Source organism: Neobacillus sp. SuZ13 (assembly GCF_030123365.1).
In the GTDB taxonomy this organism is placed as follows: domain Bacteria; phylum Bacillota; class Bacilli; order Bacillales; family Cytobacillaceae; genus Neobacillus.
The window spans coordinates 1,299,227-1,317,160 of record NZ_CP126107.1; the positions used below are offsets into that span (position 1 = coordinate 1,299,227).

The following is a 17,934-nucleotide window of genomic DNA, read 5'->3' on the forward strand; positions in this document are numbered from 1 at the left end:
AATAATAAACGATAAGGTGATAACAGTGGATCGTGAAAAGTTAACGAAAGTCATTGAAGCAGCAAAGCTCTATTATCTGCTGGATTATAATCAAAACGAAATTGCCAAGAAACTAGGGGTTTCCCGTCCCACTGTGTCGCGTTTACTACAACAGGCAAAAAGTGATGGAATTGTCCAGATTAATATAATGGATCCGACGGAAGATGTTGAGAATCTAGCGAGACAACTTGAAAACAAGTTCAACCTGAAGAAGGCGGTTGTCGCTTCAATTCCGCAATATGAAGACCATATTATAAAAAATTATCTTGGGGAAAAAGCAGCTATTTATCTTGATCAAATTGTTAAGGATGATGACATAATTGGTGTAACATGGGGAACGACCCTTTACCATATAGCCATTGAATTAAAACAGAAATTTGTAAAAGGGGTAAAAGTTGTCCAACTAAAGGGTGGTGTCAGTCACGCTGAAACCAATACGTATGCATCAGAGATTTTATATCTTTTTGGAAAAGCATTTCATACTACACCACACAATCTTCCACTTCCAGCCATAGTGGATCATGTCGTTGTAAAACAGGCAATGGAGGCTGATCGCCATATCCGGAAAATCCTTGAACTAGGTAGTCAGGCGAATATTGCTCTATTTACGATCGGACCAATTAAAACAGATTCTTTATTATTTCAATTAGGCTATTTTACAGAGAGTGACTTAGAATCTCTGTATGGAAAAGCTGTGGGTGATATTTGCTCCCGTTTCTTTGATGAAAACGGCGAAGTGTGCAACGAGAGCCTGAATGAGAGGACACTTGGAGTAAATTTGGATGAATTAAAGAAAAAAGATTATTCCATTCTTGTAGCAGGCGGGCCAAATAAAATTGAGGGAATATACGGGGCATTAAAAGGCGGGTTTGCAAACGTGCTAGTTACAGACCAGTTTACAGCACAATTCTTGCTGGATAAGAACTAAATATAGACTGTCTTTAAGTAGGATGAAAAAGTTTTACATTTGTTCATAAATGTATTTACAAATGTTCATTATATTTGATATAGTTACATTGTGATAATCGACAAAAACATTTATATATAAAATTTAATTAAAAGGGAGACGTAGAATATGACACAGAATGTAGTAGGAATGATTGACCATACATTATTAAAGGCAGATGCAACAAAAGAAGAAATTGTAAAGCTAGTGGAAGAAGCAAAGGAATATTTATTTGCATCTGTGTGTGTGAATCCAACTTGGGTTCGAACAGCTGCTGGTATGCTTGCTGACACTCCAGAAGTGAAAGTATGTACCGTAATTGGGTTTCCACTTGGGGCAACTACTCCTGAAACGAAAGCATTTGAAACAAAAAATGCGATCGAAAATGGAGCAGATGAAATCGATATGGTTATTAATGTGGGTGCTCTAAAAGATAACCAAGATGACTTAGTAGAAAGAGATATCCGTGCGGTAGTCGAAGCTGCTAAAGGAAAAGCATTGGTGAAGGTAATCATCGAAACTTGTTTATTAACAAAAGAAGAAAAAATTAGAGCATGCGAAATTTCTGTAAAAGCTGGGGCAGACTATGTAAAAACATCTACAGGTTTTTCAACAGGCGGAGCCACTGTCGAGGATATTCGCTTGATGCGTCAAACCGTGGGTCCAGAAATTGGTGTGAAAGCTTCAGGTGGGGTTCGCAGCCGTGAAGATGCACTTGCGATGGTTGAAGCAGGAGCAACTCGAATTGGTGCAAGTTCTGGCGTTTCAATCAGTAAAGGTGAGCTATCCTTAAGCAATTACTAATAAATCAATTGTGAGGTTAATTCAATGAGAGACGTAATAATGGCTTTAATTGCCGGTTTAATAGTTGGTATGTTGTTTAAATTCTTAAAGCTTCCATTACCTGCTCCCCCTGTTTTCTCCGCAGTTGTTGGTGTTTTCGGGGTGTATTTTGGCGGCGTGCTTCTTGATTGGATTACTAAATTAGTTCAGCAATAAATTTCCTTAACGGAGCGTGAACATGATGGAAAAGAAAGACTTAATTGTAGAAGCAAATAAAGCAAGAGAGTTTGCATACGTACCCTACTCCAATTTCAAAGTTGGTGCAGCACTATTATCAAAAGATGGGCAAGTTTTCCACGGCTGCAATATTGAAAATGCAGCTTACAGTATGACCAACTGTGCAGAGCGAACAGCACTGTTTAAAGCGTATTCTGATGGGATTACACAATTTGCTTCACTCGTTGTCGTGGCGGATACTGAAGGGCCGGTTTCACCTTGCGGGGCTTGTCGTCAGGTTATTTCTGAACTTTGTGATGCGGAAATGGAAGTAGTGCTTACAAATTTAAAAGGCGATATTAAAAAAATCCTTGTAAAAGATTTACTACCAGGAGCTTTTTCACCAAAGGATCTAAATAAATAAATAAATAAATAAATAAATAATCGAGAAGTTTATCCAATTGTGATAAACTTCTTTTTTATTTGGTGTGGGAAATCACCTTGAATTGGAAAATACAATATGGAACATAATATACATAGCAAAAATAAAGGATGATTCCATGATTTATATCTATAATGATTTTGGCGGAACTCATACAACTTCTTTAGCAGCGGCCTACCATTTAAAACAATTACCACAATCCGAACGAAAACTAACAAAAGAAGAAATTTTAAATGTGAAATATTTCAATAAATTAACGAAAGCAGATTTTGGTAAGATTATTTTCCATGGAATGGATGAAGATGGAAACTCTGTTTATACGATTGGACGGAAAAGAAATAAATATGTGATCCCTGCATTAAAAGAAATGAGTTTATTGCTGCAAGAAAAATTTAAATTTGATGAAAAAATTGTCTTCTCCAATACTTCACCAACTGTTCCTTTTGCTATGTCCATGGGTGGATTTTTCTCAAGGGGGTTAAAAATTGATTTTATTGGGGTACCCTTATTAGTTATAGGTGCTAAACAATGTTGTGATAATATATACAGGTTGGTGGAAAATACAAAAGAAATAGGGAAAACAACTTTCGCAGAAAACATCATTGTATTGGAGAATGAGATGTATAAATAGGTGGGGAGATTAAAGTGGAAAAGAAAATAGGTTTTATTGGGGCAGGAAAAATGGCGCAGGCAATGATGGCGGGAATGGTTAAATCATTAACAATTCCAAAAAAGAATATTTTGGCTAGTGCTAACACAGAAGATACGACAAAAATAATCAAACAAAAGTATGATATATGCACAACATTAAATAACAGAGATGTTGCTATGTTTGCTGACATACTTATTATTGCAGTGAAACCTGATTTACATTCAAAGATAATCGAAGAAATAAGGAATGATATAAAACAAGAGGCAATCATTGTAACGATTGCGGCTGGAATCACCTTGAGGAATGTTGAGCAGGCATTTGGCTTCCAAGTAAAGGTAATTAGGACAATGCCTAATACTCCCTCTTTAGTTGGGGAAGGAATGAGTGTGATCTGTGCAAATGATTACCTTACTGAAAATGAAATTGTTGAGGTAGAGCACTTGTTCCAGACCTTTGGAAAGACCGAGAGGCTAGAAGAGAAGCTTATGGATGCCGTTCCTGCTATCAGCGGTTCTTCCCCGGCATATGTGTATATGCTTATAGAAGCTATGGCAGATGGTGGAGTAAGGCAAGGAATACCAAGGAATCAAGCATATCGACTAGCTGCTCAAGCTGTTCTTGGGGCTGCAAAAATGGTCCTTGAAACCGGAAAACATCCTGGAGAACTCAAAGATAACGTGTGTACGCCAGGAGGGGCAACAATAGAAGCAGTCGTTGCCTTAGAGGAAAAGCAATTTCGGGGATCAATTATGACAGCAATGGACAGTTGTACAAATAAAGTTAAAAACCTATTATAAATAGGAATCTTAGGATCCAGTTTTTGGATCTTTTTTTGTTTTTAGAACTCAAAAGAATTCGACAAGCTTTATTATTATTCGACTTTTTCTGCATTTTTCGCGTGACACAAGGACTTATTAATAATAAACTTTAAATACACTAAATCTGTTTAGAAAAAAGGGAATAGTAAAAGCAATGAATCAAAATAAAGAAGGTCTGTCTATTCATATATGAAGGTTCGTCAGTCTGGGAAGTAGGTAGTTATGGACTTAAATAATAATTTTATAAAAAAAACATTGTACGTTTCGGTCATTGATGATGATCCAATAATTCGAACTATGTTAATTAGAATACTTAAGGTTATGAATTTAAATCATTTTGAATTAGACATTGACACATTTGAAAATGGTCTTCAATTCTTTGAATCAAAACGCTTAGAGGCGAATGGAGAACATTTTTTAATACTTGATGGTGTTATGCCTGTTATGGATGGTATCGAAATCCTGCAGAAAGTAAAAAGAATAGAAAATGGAAGAAATATTCATGTTCTTATGTTGACCGGGAGAAAAAGGGAAACTGACATGGAACGGGCATTAAAACTAGGAGCTGATGATTATATGACCAAACCTTTTAGTATTAAAGAACTCCAAGCTAGGATTGAAAGGTTAATCAAAAGGATGAATTAGCATGCTGAAAAATGAATTATATTACCTGACAATTTTAACGATTACCATTTTAGGCATTTTATTGGTGTTGCTAATATATCTAATCATAAGAAAAGCTATGGATATTAAAAACAGGAAACGGATTGAGCAATTTATAGAAAAATATCATTCCATTCTTTTTACCATGTTAATGGAGGGAGGGTATTCAAGGGGATTAAATCCTAAATCTGTTCTTGAACAAATAGCCATTGAAGAACTTCTAAGCAGATTTAGCAAAATTTTAGAAGGCGAGGATGAAAAGACACGATTAACAGAACTAGCATCAATGTATTTATTGGAGAGGTATCGTAAGAAACTTAAAAGTAAAAGGTGGAGTCAACGGATGAACACCCTCTATCATATTGAGGATTTCAAATTAAATCTCCTGATGGACGATATCTACTTACTAACAAAGAAAAAAAAGCTCTCTCACGCAGAACTTATTCATTCATTAAGAATCCTTGCTTTATTTCAACACGAATTTTTATTTAATCTGTTAACAACCCACTACCAGAATTTCTCTGAATTTGAGTACCGCACAATATTAATCCGCCTTAAGCAACAACAATTTGAACAATTTATTCTTCATTTCCATAAAGGCAGTCAGCCATTACAAAAAGCAGTCCTAGATGTAATTTCAATAAAAAAGGAATTAAATTATCTTCCTTTTCTTGAGAATATCTTTTCGGTCTATAAAGGGGAAATCAGGCTCCGAGCCTTAAAGGCATTATCGATGGTGGGCCATGTGAAAAATTCAGAACCCTATTTAGAACTACTTTATTCTAGTAAATGGGAAGAGAGAATGGTTGCAGCAAAACTAATTGGTTCATTAAAAGAAGTCAAAGGAATATCAAGATTAATCGAACTTTTGCATGACCAAACTTGGTGGGTACGTTCTCAAGCCGGGCAAGCCATCTGCCAATTTCCAAATGGGCACCAGATATTGCGGGAAGTATTAGAAACTTCAAAGGATCCATTTGCTAAGGATATGGCATGGGAATGGCTACATAAAGGGGTATAGAAAATGGTGATTTTTGAGTGGGGAAATGTTGTAACGATTTTTGCTTGGTTTATCGCAATATATATGGTGATTGTCATCTCTTTTTACTCTGTTATCTTGGTGATCTCTTTTTTTCAGTTGCGCAAGGAATACCAACTTGACAGAGTTCAAGCCTATGAAGATTATTCGGATGAATTTTATACCAAACCTGTTTCAATTATTGTGCCCGCTTACAATGAAGAAGCAGGTATTATTCAAAGTGTCCGTTCCTTATTAAGCGTAGATTATCCAACATATGAAGTGATTGTGGTGAACGATGGGTCAACAGACCAAACTCTCGCAAAAGTAATTGATCACTATGATATGCAGGAAATAAAAAAAGCGGTTAGGAAACAAGTGGAAACAAAACCGATTGTCCGGATTTATCAATCAGCTGTACTATCAAATTTGTTTCTTATTGATAAGGAAAATGGGGGAAAGGCAGATGCCCTTAATGTTGGTCTTAATTTCTCTCATTACCCATATTTTTGTTCGTTAGATGGTGATTCCGTTCTTGAGCAGGATGCATTTTTAAAGGTTATGAAGCCCATTATTGATTCAAATGAAGAAGTGATCGCTTCGGGTGGAAGTGTTCGAATTGCGAATGGCTGCCAAATCAAAAACGGCCAAATACAAAGAATCGGTTTATCAAATAAACCTTTGGTAGTTATGCAAATCATCGAATATTTACGTGCCTTTCTCATGGGGAGAATTGGTTTGAGCCGGCACAACCTCCTATTAATTATTTCAGGCGCATTTGGCGTCTTTTCAAAACAATGGGTAATTGCTGCAGGTGGATATAAAACAGATACTGTCGGGGAAGATATGGAATTAGTCGTTAGGATTCATCGACTGTTAAAGGAAAAAAATATCAAGAAAAAGATTGTCTATGTTCCGGATCCGGTTTGTTGGACAGAAGTTCCTGAGGAGATTACATTCCTTCGTAGGCAAAGAAGACGTTGGCATCGAGGGCTGCTTGAAAGTTTGTGGACTCATCGGAAAATCACCCTTAACCCGAAATACGGTTCCATTGGTTTAATATCGTTTCCTTACTTTTGGATTGTTGAATTTTTCGGACCAGTCATTGAGTTTTTAGGATACCTTTTTATGGTCCTTTGTTTATTCCTAGGGGGAATCTATATAGAATTTGCTATTTTGTTATTTCTGCTCTCCTGTTTATATGGGTCTATTTTTTCAATGGTATCGGTTCTATTAGAAGAATGGAGTCTTACAAAATATCCAAAAGTATCAGATATCATGAAGTTATTTGTATATTCTTTAACAGAAACTCTTTGGTACAGACCGATGACCGTATTTTGGAGATGTGAGGGAATATGGCAAATGCTCATCGGTGAACAAAGTTGGGGAGAAATGAAAAGAAAAGGTGTTTCCGAATGATCAAACCAATCAATTTAATAATTTATACGGTTCTTTTATTAATATTTATCACCAGTCCGTTTTGGCTATGGCAAATTCAACCTGTAAAACAATTAAATGTGTTGATTGTTGATAAAACGGTTCCGAATCCTTCGTATCGGGAACATAAAGGTTTGGTTTGGATATTAAATAATGCAAAATATTTTAAAGATGGGAAAAAACCTTATTCAGTTACGGAGGATTATAAAGGATTTGAACCAAAGGAGGGAAAGAAATATTCGATCGCTCCTTTACCAAAGGATTTAAGACCGTACGATGTGATTTATTTAACGGACCAATATGGAGTATATAAAGAGGAATTTTACGGACAAAATCCATTAGGAAAACACTCAACAAAAATTTATGGTGGACTTCAAACTGATGAAGTTAATCAAATAAAAAAAGAACTAGTTAAATCTAAAGGCAAAACATTAATAGCAGAATTTAATACGTTTGCAAGTCCTACAACAGAATCATCGAAAGCTGAGATCTCAAATTTACTTAATGTAGAATGGGCAGGCTGGATCGGACGCTATTTTTCTAACCTTAATAGTACAGAGGTACCAGAATGGGTAAAAGAGAATTATGAGAAGCAAAACAAAAAGTGGTCATTTACTGGAAAAGGATTTGTATTTGTCAGTAAAAACAATTATATCGTTGTGATTGGGGAAAAAGACATTAACGACAAGGGTCTTCTTTTCGAATTGACAAAGAACGGAAAAAAACACTTTACTCAAAGTATTGATGGAAAGTATTCCTATTGGTTCGATATTATTGATGCCAAAGATGAGAAGGAAATATTGGCCGCCTATAAGTTGCCAATAACTAAGCAAGCACAAGAAACTCTTAAAGGATATGGGATTCCACTTTCTTTTCCAGCCGTCATTTATCACCAAAATGCTAAGTATTCCTCTTATTATTTCTCAGGAGATTTTGCAGATGAAGCTGATGTTCCAGGAATTTATCAAACAAAGGGTTTGGATGCTTGGAAAAAGAGTGTTGGTTCGGGAGGTTCTTTCTATTGGGAAACCTACGTACCAATGATGAAGGATATTTTAAAGCATGGACTACACCATGTAACACGTCAAGAAAAAGTGGAACTAGTCGAACTTAATGGCATTAAATCAAACAGCAAGACTGGAAAATCCTATCTACAGATTCAGAAGGACGGGAAATGGGAAAACCTTTTAATAAAGGGTGTAAATATGGGGATAGGAAAACCTGGTTATTTTCCTGGGGAGACAGCGATTACAAAAGATGAATACTTTCGTTGGTTTAAAGAAATTGGTGCAATGAATGCCAATGCGATCAGAGTCTACACACTCCACCCGCCACAATTTTACGAAGCCTTTTATGAATATAACAAAATTGCTAGTAAGCCGCTATTCTTATTTCATGGGACGTGGGTTAATGAAGAGAATCTTATTCAGACCCAAGACGCCTTTGCCAAAATAAATACTGAAGATGCAAAACTTGAAATAAAAAATATGATTGATATTATCCATGGGAACGCAAACATACCAGACCGGCCTGGCCATGCGTCAGGTGAATATAAGTACGATATTTCGAAGTACGTTCTGGGAATCATTGTTGGTACTGAATGGGACCCTGCTATGGTCACAAACACCAATGATAAGCATTCAAAAATTAGTCGATTTACAGGGGAGTACTTTAAAACAGAAGGGGCCAATCCATTTGAAGTCTGGCTGGCTGGTTTAATGGATTTTGCTGCGGATTATGAAGCGGAACACTACCAGTGGCAGCATTCAATGAGTTTTACAAACTGGGTTACAACAGATATGTTGAAGCATCCCACTGAACCACTGGAAAATGAAGATATGGTTTCAGTGAATCCAAATCATATTAAAGCATCTAAGGGGTTTTCTGCAGGATTATTTGCTTCCTATCATATCTATCCTTATTATCCTGATTTTCTTAACTATGAAAAGCCATATCTTAATTATATAGATGCAAAGGGTAAGAAAAACAATTATGCTGGCTACTTAAATGATCTCCGTGCTGTCCATCAAATGCCAGTGCTTGTTGCAGAATTTGGTGTTCCGGCTTCAAGAGGATTAACACATAAGAACGCTTATGGGATGAACCAAGGTTTTCATTCAGAAGAAGAACAAGGGAATATTAATAAGCATCTATACCAATCGATTGTTTCTGAAGGCTATATGGGGGGACTTGTCTTCACCTGGCAGGATGAATGGTTTAAACGAACATGGAATACCATGGATTTTGATAATCCTGATCGAAGACCATATTGGAATAATATGCAAACAAATGAACAGCATTTTGGCTTATTAGGATTTGAACCTGGGAAAAAGGAAAAAGAAATCATAGTGGATGGAAATGCATTGGATTGGGAGTTAGCGGGAGTCAAAAAGAGTTACCCTAGCACAGATAAAAAGGACGCTTTAAATGAAGTTCGGTTGACCTCTGACAATGGATATTTATATTTCCTTTTAAAATATAATCGTCCAGTTGATTTTCGCAGACAAGGAACCTTCCTGCTGCTTGATTCCATTAAGCAACAGGGCCAAACCCAAATTCCTTTAAACGATAATATAGCAATCAAAACAGACTTTGGAATTGATTTTTTAGTAAGTCTAACAGGGCCTGAGAATTCAAGTATCATGGTCGATAGTTACTATGACACATTTTATTATCAATACGCCCATCTACTGAAGATGATTGATGTGGAACAGTATGCAAATCAAAAAAATAATGGTGTATTTCATCCCATTAGACTTGCTCTTAATAAGGAATTAACGATTCCAACCACCAAAAAGGTGATTCCATTTGCGATTTACGAGACAGGAAAACTAAAGTTTGGGAACGCCAATCCAAATAGTAAAGAATTCGACTCATTAACAGATGTTAGCATTAGTAATGATAAAAAAGTGATTGAAGGAAGAATTCCATGGCAGCTCTTAAATGTGAAAGACCCTAGTTCAAAGGAAGTAATGGGAAATGTTTGGGAAGGTGGTTTATCTGGCAGTGTTGAAACGAGTGGTATTCGGCTTGCGATTGTGACAACAGAACAAGGGAAGGTTATCCAGACATTACCTAAAACAAAGAATAATCTGCTTCAGCAAGCTGATACATATTTGTACAGCTGGGAGAAGTGGGAAGAACCATCCTTTTATGAACGGTTGAAGAAATCCTATGGAATTATGAAAGAAACGTATCGAACAATTGACATAAAGGGAAAGTAATATTAAGGAAAGGAAAACGCTAGTGATAAACGAGCGTTTTCCTTTCCTTTTGTTTTAATAATAAGGAAAATGTTGATTATTGTTTCCTCTTACGGTTAGCGCCGTCATAAAGCCGACGCAGATGATCGTAAGAAGAGAATAAAAGAACTTTTCCAACCCAACAACCTGAATACCGCTTGTGATGACAAGACCATCTATTAAGAAGATGATAATCCCGATATTAATAGAAGTAAATTTAGTTAATAATTGGGCAAGCAAATCTGTCCCGCCTGTACTGGTTTCATAACGCAGCATAAGCCCTATCCCTATCCCTACAAGCAATCCACCAATAATTGTACTGGGTAATATCCCTATTTCGATTTTACCATTAATAAATGATAGAAAATCGATACAAAAGGATGAGATGATAAGTCCGTGGAGGCTGTAGTAGAAATAGCGTCTCTCAAAGAACCAGGCTAAAACATATAAAGGAAGACTTAACACAATAATACTTAGTCCAGTCGGCCATCCGTAAAAATAATGAATGATTAGTCCTAACCCGATGACGCCTCCATCAAGTAAGTGATAAGGAACTAAAAATCCATTTACCCCAAGGCTTAACAGTAAACTCCCGAGCAGCATTGCTGCTAGTTTTTCCTTCATCATCCATCACTCCAAAACTTGTCCTCTAACATAAAAATATGAATGTTTGCTACATTTAGAAGTGATATAAGCAAAAAAGGAAACCAGAAAAATTTTCTGGTTTCCTTTTTTAAAAGAAGATATTAAGGATGAAGTAGATAATACCTGCTAATAGCATTGTGATTGGAAGAGTAATTACCCATGTTATTAACATTCGTTGGGCGGTTCCCCACTTAACTCCTTTTAGGCGATGAGAAGCACCTACCCCTAAAATTCCTGATGAGATAACATGAGTTGTACTGACAGGTAAATGAATATAGGTAGCACCGAAGATAATTGCTGCACCCGTTAAATCGGCTGCAACACCGTTGATAGGTCGAATCTTCATAATTTTACCACCAACAGTTTTGATAATCTTCCATCCACCTATCGAGGTACCTAGTCCCATTGCAATTGCACAAGAGAGCTGTACCCAAAAAGGAACTTCATCTGTATGAAGATAACCGTTAGCTAACAGAGCCATGGTGATAATCCCCATGGATTTTTGCGCATCGTTTGTTCCATGTGAATAGGATTGCAATGCGGCCGTAGCAATTTGGATTATACGAAAGGATCGGTTCGTTTTAGTTAAATTAAAGTTCTTAAAAACGACTTTAAAAATGCTGTAAACAATATATCCAACTGTAAAAGCTAAAATAGGTGATAAAATTAATGCTTCAAGAATTTTAAGAAAACCTTCGGCCTTTATTACATCAAAACCTTTTGCAGCAATGGCCGCACCCGCAATAGAACCGATAATTGCATGAGAAGAACTACTTGGAATACCGTAATACCATGTGAGTAAGTTCCAAAAAATCGCTGCTAACAGTGCCGCAAAAATTACAATTGAGCCGGTATGACCGCCAGTAAGCGAAAATGGATCAACAATGTCTTTAGAAATAGTTTTTGCTACACCAGTAAATGTTAATGCACCAATAAAATTCATTACCGCTGCCAACAAGATTGCTTGGCGTGGTTTAAGAGCTTTAGTAGATACAGAGGTTGCGATTGCATTTGCTGTATCATGGAATCCATTAATAAAGTCAAATGCAAGGGCACCAATGACAATTAAAATCGTTAAAATTAATACAACGCTCATATGTTTGCTCCTTAAGCATTTTTCATGATAATGGTTTCAAGTGTATTAGCAACCGTTTGACAATAGTCGGCAATATCTTCAAGGTTTTCGTAAATTTCTTTGTATTGGATAATCCGGATCGGGTCTTTTTCAACCGTAAATAAATTTTTAATCGACTGGCGTAAGATATTATCGCAGTTGGATTCAAAATCTTTTATCTTAATGGCATGTTCTCTTATTTGCTGTAACTTTTTATTTGAAAGAAGTTCAACAGCTTTGTCAATTTCATGGACACTTCCTTGAATTGCATCTACAAATTTCTTCATGAATTCATCTGCATTCGTAATAGAGTACATTTCAAATAATGCTGCACAACCTTCAAGCCCATCAAGTACATCATCCATACTCATCGCCAGGTGAAGGATGTCCTCCCGTTCAATTGGAGTGATGAAGGCATCATTCAATTCTTTAATTACTTCATGCACATATGTATCACCTTTTGTTTCAAGTTCCTTCATTTTCTCAGAGAAAATTTTCAAATCACTCACATTTTTTAATTTGTATTCAGTAAAGAAATTTGCACTTTCCTTTAAGTTTGCAGAAATATTACTAAGTAATGCTGAAAATTTATCGACTTTTTTAAATGCCATGTGAATACCCCCATTTTCAATTAAACAATTGTAAATACCGACCTCAGTAATTTTATATGAAAAATGTCGAAAAAAGAAACAAATTCTTTATAAATTTACAAAAACTTAACATTAGAATTTTTTGAATCGTTCATTTTATTGGAACAAATTCTATGTATGTTTACAAAATCTTTACATTATATGTTTTTAAAAAGTTCTTTTAAATATAGATATTTTTACTTTTGCCTACATTTATGTATTTATGTACTTAGTTGCCCGAGTTAAGATTTTTTCTTTTCTGAGTATAAAAAAGAAATTAGGGTACTTTATAAATACAGGTAGCATGAAAAAAGGTTACTTTTCCAACTGCCTGAGACAAATAATTGGTTACTAAAAAGGAGTGTACTAAATGAGTTTCATTTGGGCATTAATTATTGGTGGGATTATTGGATGGTTAGCCGGTCTTATCGTTGGAAGAGATATTCCGGGTGGCATTATTGGTAATATCATTGCAGGTTTTGTTGGGGCATGGCTGGGAAGAGCGGTCTTAGGTGATTGGGGCCCAGAAGTTGCAGATTTTGCAATAATACCTGCAATTATCGGTTCGGCTGTTTTGGTCTTGCTAGTAAGTTTCATTCTGAAAGCCTTTAGAAGAACCGATAGATAATATTTCTTTACTTTAAAAAAAGCCTCCGCTCGGAGGCTTTTTCATGCTCTATAATGAAAAGATATCAATATCCCTAAAAATTACAGGTTGATCTACAAATGGGGCATGACATACAATCTTTTCCTGCGTAAATGGATGAATGAATTCAAGCTTTGCTGCATGTAGTGCTTGTCTTCTCACAATTGGTTTTCCGCCATACAACGTATCTCCAACAAGAGGATGCCCTAAATGACTTAAATGCACTCTGATTTGATGAGTTCTCCCCGTATCGAGCCAACATTTTATATATGATAGTTGCTTCTCTTTGTCCACTTTAACTACACTGTAATGGGTAAGGGCAGCCTGACCAGTTGGAGAAACTCTCCTTCTTGTTGCATGGTGGCGATCCCGGCCAATCGGTTCATTAATTGATCCTCTACTGTGTTTAACTATCCCATGAACCAAAGCAATGTAGGTTCTTTTAATATTTCTCTTAAAGAGCATCTGGTCCATAATAGCCCCTGCTAGTGAATGTTTAGCAAAGAGAATGGCACCTGACGTATCGCGATCTAATCGATGGACTTGCCGAACGTTTCTATTTTCTCCTTTTGCTTGCAGATAAAATTGGGCTGCATTAACTAATGTATCATGATCTGCAATTGGGTCATTTGGATGGCTATTCATGAAGGGCGGTTTGTTAATAACCAAAACATGATCGTCCTCAAAAAGTATGTCAATATCTTTATAATAGGGTAAAATTTCTACTTTTTCGTCCTCGAAAAGTTTTATTTGCAACTTGGAACCCTTGACGAGAGGCATAGTCCAGTTTGCGCGGTCTCCATTAATTTTTACCTTATTCTCCATTCTAAAAGTATGGGTTAATTTTTTAGGGGTTTCCCAGACATGCCGAAAAATAGCGTCGATTGTTTTTCCATTCCATTCTAATGGGATGACTATTTGAAACCATTCTCCCATTCGCATTGTGTTTAGCATTTAATTCTCCTTAAGGTTATAATTACCACCGTCAATACTGACTTAGTTATGTTATTCTTATCATATACAATAAGACAGAAATAAGCGATGGCAAAGGTGGGTTATTAGTGAAAATTGTATTTGCCTCGACACCGAGTCAAGAGGAAGAAATTAATGGACTGGTGAGGTACATCTATTCGAATATATTTCCGCTCTATTTTACTGATGAGGAGATTTGTCAATTTGAGCGATTAAAGGTTCTGCATACATCTGAAGAGTTCAATACATTAAAAGATGCCTTTCAGGTTATGACGTGTATTCAAACCTTAATCTCCATTTTAGAGTCCTCTCAACCTGATGAACAGTATGCCTCATTATTTAATAAGAATGTAGAGACATTAACGGAGTTTGGTTTACTGTTTCCATTCAAATATGAACAATTTGAAGAAGCAAAAAATATTAGAATTCCTATGTTAAGTATCTATTCAAAAGCTGATAATGAGTTACTAATATAAGAAAGTAAAAGTCTGCATATGCAGGCTTTATTTTTTTTCTACTAATAATAGTGGTTTTTGAGGTAATATAGAAAAAGAACCGATTAAATGTAGTTCTGCGAAAATTGTCGTTTAATTTCATAAGATTTTTAAAGGAGTAACAATGTTGAGATTAGAAACAATATACAGTAGACAAAATTTGGAGGGAATCACCATGGACTGGAAAAAGACAGCAAAGAGTTGGATGGAATTTGACGGATTGGATACTGAATTACAAGATCAATTAAATGAGTTAATGAAGGATGAGAAGCAATTAGAAGAGGTCTTTTATAAAAACTTAGAATTTGGTACTGGTGGTATGCGTGGAGAAATTGGGGTAGGCACCAACCGAATGAACCTTTATACTGTTCGCAAAGCATCTGCTGGGCTGGCAGCATACATAGAAAACCATGGAATTGAAGCAAAACAACGTGGAGTTGTCATTGCTTTTGATTCACGCCATAAATCTCCAGAATTTGCGCTGGAGGCTGCAAAAACATTGGCCACACAGGGGATACAAACGTATGTGTTTGATGAATTAAGACCGACTCCTGAATTATCTTTTGCCCTAAGATACTTGAATGCTTTTTCAGGCATTGTGATTACTGCAAGCCATAATCCACCTGAGTATAACGGCTATAAAGTTTATGGGTCTGATGGAGGCCAACTGCCACTTGATGCTGCGGACGAAGTGATTGCCAAGGTAAATGAGATTGAAAATGAATTATTGATTGAGATTGATAGTGAAGAAAAATTAAGAGCAGAAGGATTAATTAAAACAATTGGTTCGGAAATTGACCAAGCCTATACGGAGAAACTATTAACAATATCTGAGAATCCATCCCTTGCTCAAGAAACGGATATCAAAATCGTCTTTACTCCACTACATGGAACTGCTAATAAGCCTGTCCGTGCTGCACTCTTAGCATTGGGATATGAGAATGTAACGATCGTAAAAGAACAAGAACTTCCGGATCCAGAATTCTCAACGGTAAAAAGTCCTAACCCTGAAGAACATGCTGCCTTTGAATTAGCGATTCGTGATGGAAAAAGAATCGGTGCTGACCTTTTAATTGCAACAGACCCTGATGCTGATCGTTTAGGGATTGCTGTTTTAAATCCTGAGGGAGAATATGTGGTTCTTACTGGTAACCAAACTGGTGCTTTATTACTGGATTACATCCTTACCCAGAAAAAGGAAAAAGGAAAACTTCCAGAAAATGGAGTGGTTTTAAAGACAATCGTTACATCGGAAATAGGCAGGAAGATTGCTGATGCTTACGAATTAGAAACAGTTGATGTGTTAACAGGGTTTAAATTTATCGCTGAAAAAATCAATCAATATGAGGCTGCGGGCAATCGTAAATTTTTATTTGGATATGAGGAATCCTACGGATATTTAATTGGTGATTTTGCTCGTGATAAAGATGCGGTACAGGCTGCTCTCTTAGCAACGGAAGTTTGTGCTTTTTATAAGAAACAGGGCTTGTCCCTCTATGATGGGTTGATGCAGGTATTTGAAAAGTATGGATATTACCAAGAAGGCCTTCGTTCTCTAACCTTAAAGGGCAAGGAAGGCGCAGAGACGATTCAACAGTTATTGGCATCTTTCCGTGCAGAACCAATTACAAAACTTGGAACATTGGCTGCATCCACTGTGGAGGATTATTTAGCAAGTACTCGTGTAACGGACAAAGGGCTAGAAACGATTGATTTACCAAAATCGAATGTGTTAAAGTATTCGTTTGAGGATGGTTCATGGGTTTGTTTACGTCCATCTGGCACAGAACCAAAGGTGAAGTTCTATTTTGGTGTCAATAGTAACAGTTTAGAAGAAAGCAAAGCTAAACTAAAAGCCATTGAAAATGATTTTATGGAGTTAGTTGACAATAAAATGAAATTGGTTCAGGAAATTTAATTGCCTTCCTAAACTAACTAAGAACTTCATCATGAGAGGAAGAGAAACATGCTTAAAGACCAAATTGCCATTGTAACAGGCAGCTCTAGAGGAATTGGCAAGGAAATTGCCGTAAAACTGGCAGAGCAAGGAATGAAATTAACGATTGTGGGAAGTTCTTCACAGATTTCAGACACAGCTGAAGATCTAAAAAAAATGGGTTACGCAAATGTATTGCCTGTACAGGCGGATGTCTCAAAAGAAGAAGATATGAAGGCTGTTGTTGAACAGACAATTGAAACATATGGTTCCATAGATCTTCTAGTTAACAATGCAGGTGTCGGCTTCTTTAAGTTAACGGAGGAAGTATCCTTAGAAGAATGGAAAAAGGTTTTTGAAGTAAATGTTCAGGGTGTATTCTTAGCAACAAAGGCTGTCTTACCACATATGAAAAGCCGAAAATCAGGAACGATTATAAACATTTCATCTGACGTAGCCCGTTATACCATTCCGAATGGTGCAGCTTATACGGCAACAAAATATGCTGTTCAAGGATTCACTGGTTCAGTGGCTCAAGAAGTTCGTGAATATGGAATTCGTGTAGGTACGGTTAATCCAGGTATGGTTGATACGTATTTTGCTGAATCCACTCAAGGATTGCCAGAGAAAAAGGACTGGCTCAAGGTAGAAGATATTGCAAACGCAGTTGTGTACATGGCATCTGCTCCAAAGTACATGATGATTGATGAAATCATTTTACACCCGATCGCTCAACAATATCCGATCGCGTAACTAAATTCATAAGACAGTTTTAAAACACGGCTCCCCACTTGTGGAAGCCGTGTTTTTTTGGTGGTGGAATTCTTTGGTCCGGTAGTAAAAAGTTTCTCAATTTCATTTGCATTCACTTGTTAAATTAGGAAAGACTATACATCGGTATCTCATTAGGGTCAGTTTCAACGGTTTCATTCGCATGGTCAATGTATCGCAGCAGGTTATACAGTTTTGTTTCAATTACCGTGTAATCACGTTCGAAATTGTAAGCATGCAGGAATTGTTCAATTCTTTTAGATAAAAATTGGTCTTTTGTTCGTACCATTAAAATCAGCAAATTATCCCACTCAGAACGATGTGTATAATACAACGCTCGATCATAATCCATTTTATTCATTTGTTTTTATCTCCTCCTTATTAGGAGTTGAGATTATTGTATGATATTTTGACGATAACTTTCACAGAAAATGTTGGACATTCACTATTTACGCTGTTTTCAACATTTAC

General features: G+C 36.4%; 19 protein-coding genes. 14 read left to right on the forward strand and 5 right to left on the reverse strand.

Translation table 11 applies throughout. From position 1 onward, the window contains the following. Positions 1-25 precede the first annotated feature (25 nt). The 10 genes from QNH17_RS06205 to QNH17_RS06250 all read left to right on the forward strand — a co-directional run bounded on the left by QNH17_RS06205 (position 26) and on the right by QNH17_RS06250 (position 10,238). Positions 26-967, forward strand: coding sequence for a DNA-binding transcriptional repressor DeoR (locus QNH17_RS06205; protein WP_283877890.1), 942 nt, complete (start codon positions 26-28; stop codon positions 965-967). A 147-nt stretch (positions 968-1,114) separates the two neighbouring features. Further along, on the forward strand, positions 1,115-1,789 hold the full coding sequence (deoC, locus tag QNH17_RS06210) for a deoxyribose-phosphate aldolase (RefSeq protein WP_283877891.1): 675 nt from the start codon (positions 1,115-1,117) through the stop codon (positions 1,787-1,789). Between the two features lie 24 nt (positions 1,790-1,813). Then, the gene (locus QNH17_RS06215; RefSeq protein WP_283877892.1) at positions 1,814-1,984 is read left to right on the forward strand and encodes a DUF1427 family protein; all 171 of its coding nucleotides are present in this window, start codon (positions 1,814-1,816) and stop codon (positions 1,982-1,984) included. 25 nt (positions 1,985-2,009) lie between these two features. After that, complete coding sequence (locus QNH17_RS06220; protein ID WP_283879444.1) at positions 2,010-2,408, forward strand: cytidine deaminase; 399 nt, start codon at positions 2,010-2,012, stop codon at positions 2,406-2,408. A gap of 136 nt (positions 2,409-2,544) precedes the next feature. Beyond that, positions 2,545-3,057, forward strand: coding sequence for a DUF3189 family protein (locus QNH17_RS06225; RefSeq protein WP_283877893.1), 513 nt, complete (start codon positions 2,545-2,547; stop codon positions 3,055-3,057). Positions 3,058-3,071: 14 nt separating this feature from the next. Further along, the gene (proC, locus tag QNH17_RS06230) at positions 3,072-3,875 is read left to right on the forward strand and encodes a pyrroline-5-carboxylate reductase (protein WP_283877894.1); all 804 of its coding nucleotides are present in this window, start codon (positions 3,072-3,074) and stop codon (positions 3,873-3,875) included. A 243-nt stretch (positions 3,876-4,118) separates the two neighbouring features. Beyond that, positions 4,119-4,541, forward strand: a complete 423-nt coding sequence (locus tag QNH17_RS06235) for a response regulator transcription factor (protein WP_283877895.1) — start codon at positions 4,119-4,121, stop codon at positions 4,539-4,541. Position 4,542: 1 nt separating this feature from the next. After that, positions 4,543-5,580 (forward strand): HEAT repeat domain-containing protein, encoded by a 1,038-nt coding sequence (locus tag QNH17_RS06240; RefSeq protein WP_283877896.1) that lies wholly within the window; start codon positions 4,543-4,545, stop codon positions 5,578-5,580. Positions 5,581-5,583: 3 nt separating this feature from the next. Next, positions 5,584-6,996 (forward strand): glycosyltransferase family 2 protein, encoded by a 1,413-nt coding sequence (locus QNH17_RS06245; RefSeq protein ID WP_283877897.1) that lies wholly within the window; start codon positions 5,584-5,586, stop codon positions 6,994-6,996. Further along, on the forward strand, positions 6,993-10,238 hold the full coding sequence (locus tag QNH17_RS06250) for a hypothetical protein (protein WP_283877898.1): 3,246 nt from the start codon (positions 6,993-6,995) through the stop codon (positions 10,236-10,238). Before QNH17_RS06245 ends, QNH17_RS06250 begins: the two co-directional genes overlap by 4 nt. 54 nt (positions 10,239-10,292) lie before the next feature. Here the strand turns inward: QNH17_RS06250 and QNH17_RS06255 are convergent, their stop codons facing one another. From QNH17_RS06255 to QNH17_RS06265, 3 genes are all read right to left on the reverse strand, one after another. Further along, positions 10,293-10,880 (reverse strand): YitT family protein, encoded by a 588-nt coding sequence (locus QNH17_RS06255; RefSeq protein WP_283877899.1) that lies wholly within the window; start codon positions 10,878-10,880, stop codon positions 10,293-10,295. A 109-nt stretch (positions 10,881-10,989) separates the two neighbouring features. Beyond that, on the reverse strand, positions 10,990-11,997 hold the full coding sequence (locus QNH17_RS06260; protein ID WP_098572116.1) for an inorganic phosphate transporter: 1,008 nt from the start codon (positions 11,995-11,997) through the stop codon (positions 10,990-10,992). Positions 11,998-12,008: 11 nt separating this feature from the next. Beyond that, positions 12,009-12,626: a DUF47 domain-containing protein gene (locus tag QNH17_RS06265; protein ID WP_144554764.1), complete on the reverse strand. Its 618-nt coding sequence runs from the start codon at positions 12,624-12,626 to the stop codon at positions 12,009-12,011. Between the two features lie 388 nt (positions 12,627-13,014). On the opposite strand from QNH17_RS06265, the gene QNH17_RS06270 reads away from it, so the two are divergent. After that, positions 13,015-13,272: a GlsB/YeaQ/YmgE family stress response membrane protein gene (locus QNH17_RS06270; RefSeq protein ID WP_283877900.1), complete on the forward strand. Its 258-nt coding sequence runs from the start codon at positions 13,015-13,017 to the stop codon at positions 13,270-13,272. A 48-nt stretch (positions 13,273-13,320) separates the two neighbouring features. On the opposite strand, the gene QNH17_RS06275 is transcribed toward QNH17_RS06270, so the two are convergent. Then, positions 13,321-14,244, reverse strand: a complete 924-nt coding sequence (locus tag QNH17_RS06275; RefSeq protein ID WP_283877901.1) for an RluA family pseudouridine synthase — start codon at positions 14,242-14,244, stop codon at positions 13,321-13,323. Between the two features lie 107 nt (positions 14,245-14,351). Between QNH17_RS06275 and QNH17_RS06280 the strand changes: the two genes are divergently transcribed. From QNH17_RS06280 to QNH17_RS06290, 3 genes are all read left to right on the forward strand, one after another. After that, the gene (locus tag QNH17_RS06280) at positions 14,352-14,738 is read left to right on the forward strand and encodes a YhcU family protein (protein ID WP_283877902.1); all 387 of its coding nucleotides are present in this window, start codon (positions 14,352-14,354) and stop codon (positions 14,736-14,738) included. Positions 14,739-14,931: 193 nt separating this feature from the next. Further along, on the forward strand, positions 14,932-16,674 hold the full coding sequence (locus tag QNH17_RS06285; RefSeq protein WP_283877903.1) for a phospho-sugar mutase: 1,743 nt from the start codon (positions 14,932-14,934) through the stop codon (positions 16,672-16,674). A 48-nt stretch (positions 16,675-16,722) separates the two neighbouring features. Further along, a complete protein-coding gene (locus tag QNH17_RS06290) occupies positions 16,723-17,445 on the forward strand; it encodes an SDR family oxidoreductase (RefSeq protein ID WP_283877904.1) in 723 nt (240 codons plus the stop codon). Between the two features lie 124 nt (positions 17,446-17,569). Here QNH17_RS06290 and QNH17_RS06295 read toward each other — a convergent pair whose 3' ends face one another. Further along, the gene (locus QNH17_RS06295; RefSeq protein ID WP_144554770.1) at positions 17,570-17,824 is read right to left on the reverse strand and encodes a YhdB family protein; all 255 of its coding nucleotides are present in this window, start codon (positions 17,822-17,824) and stop codon (positions 17,570-17,572) included. Positions 17,825-17,934: the final 110 nt, after the last annotated feature.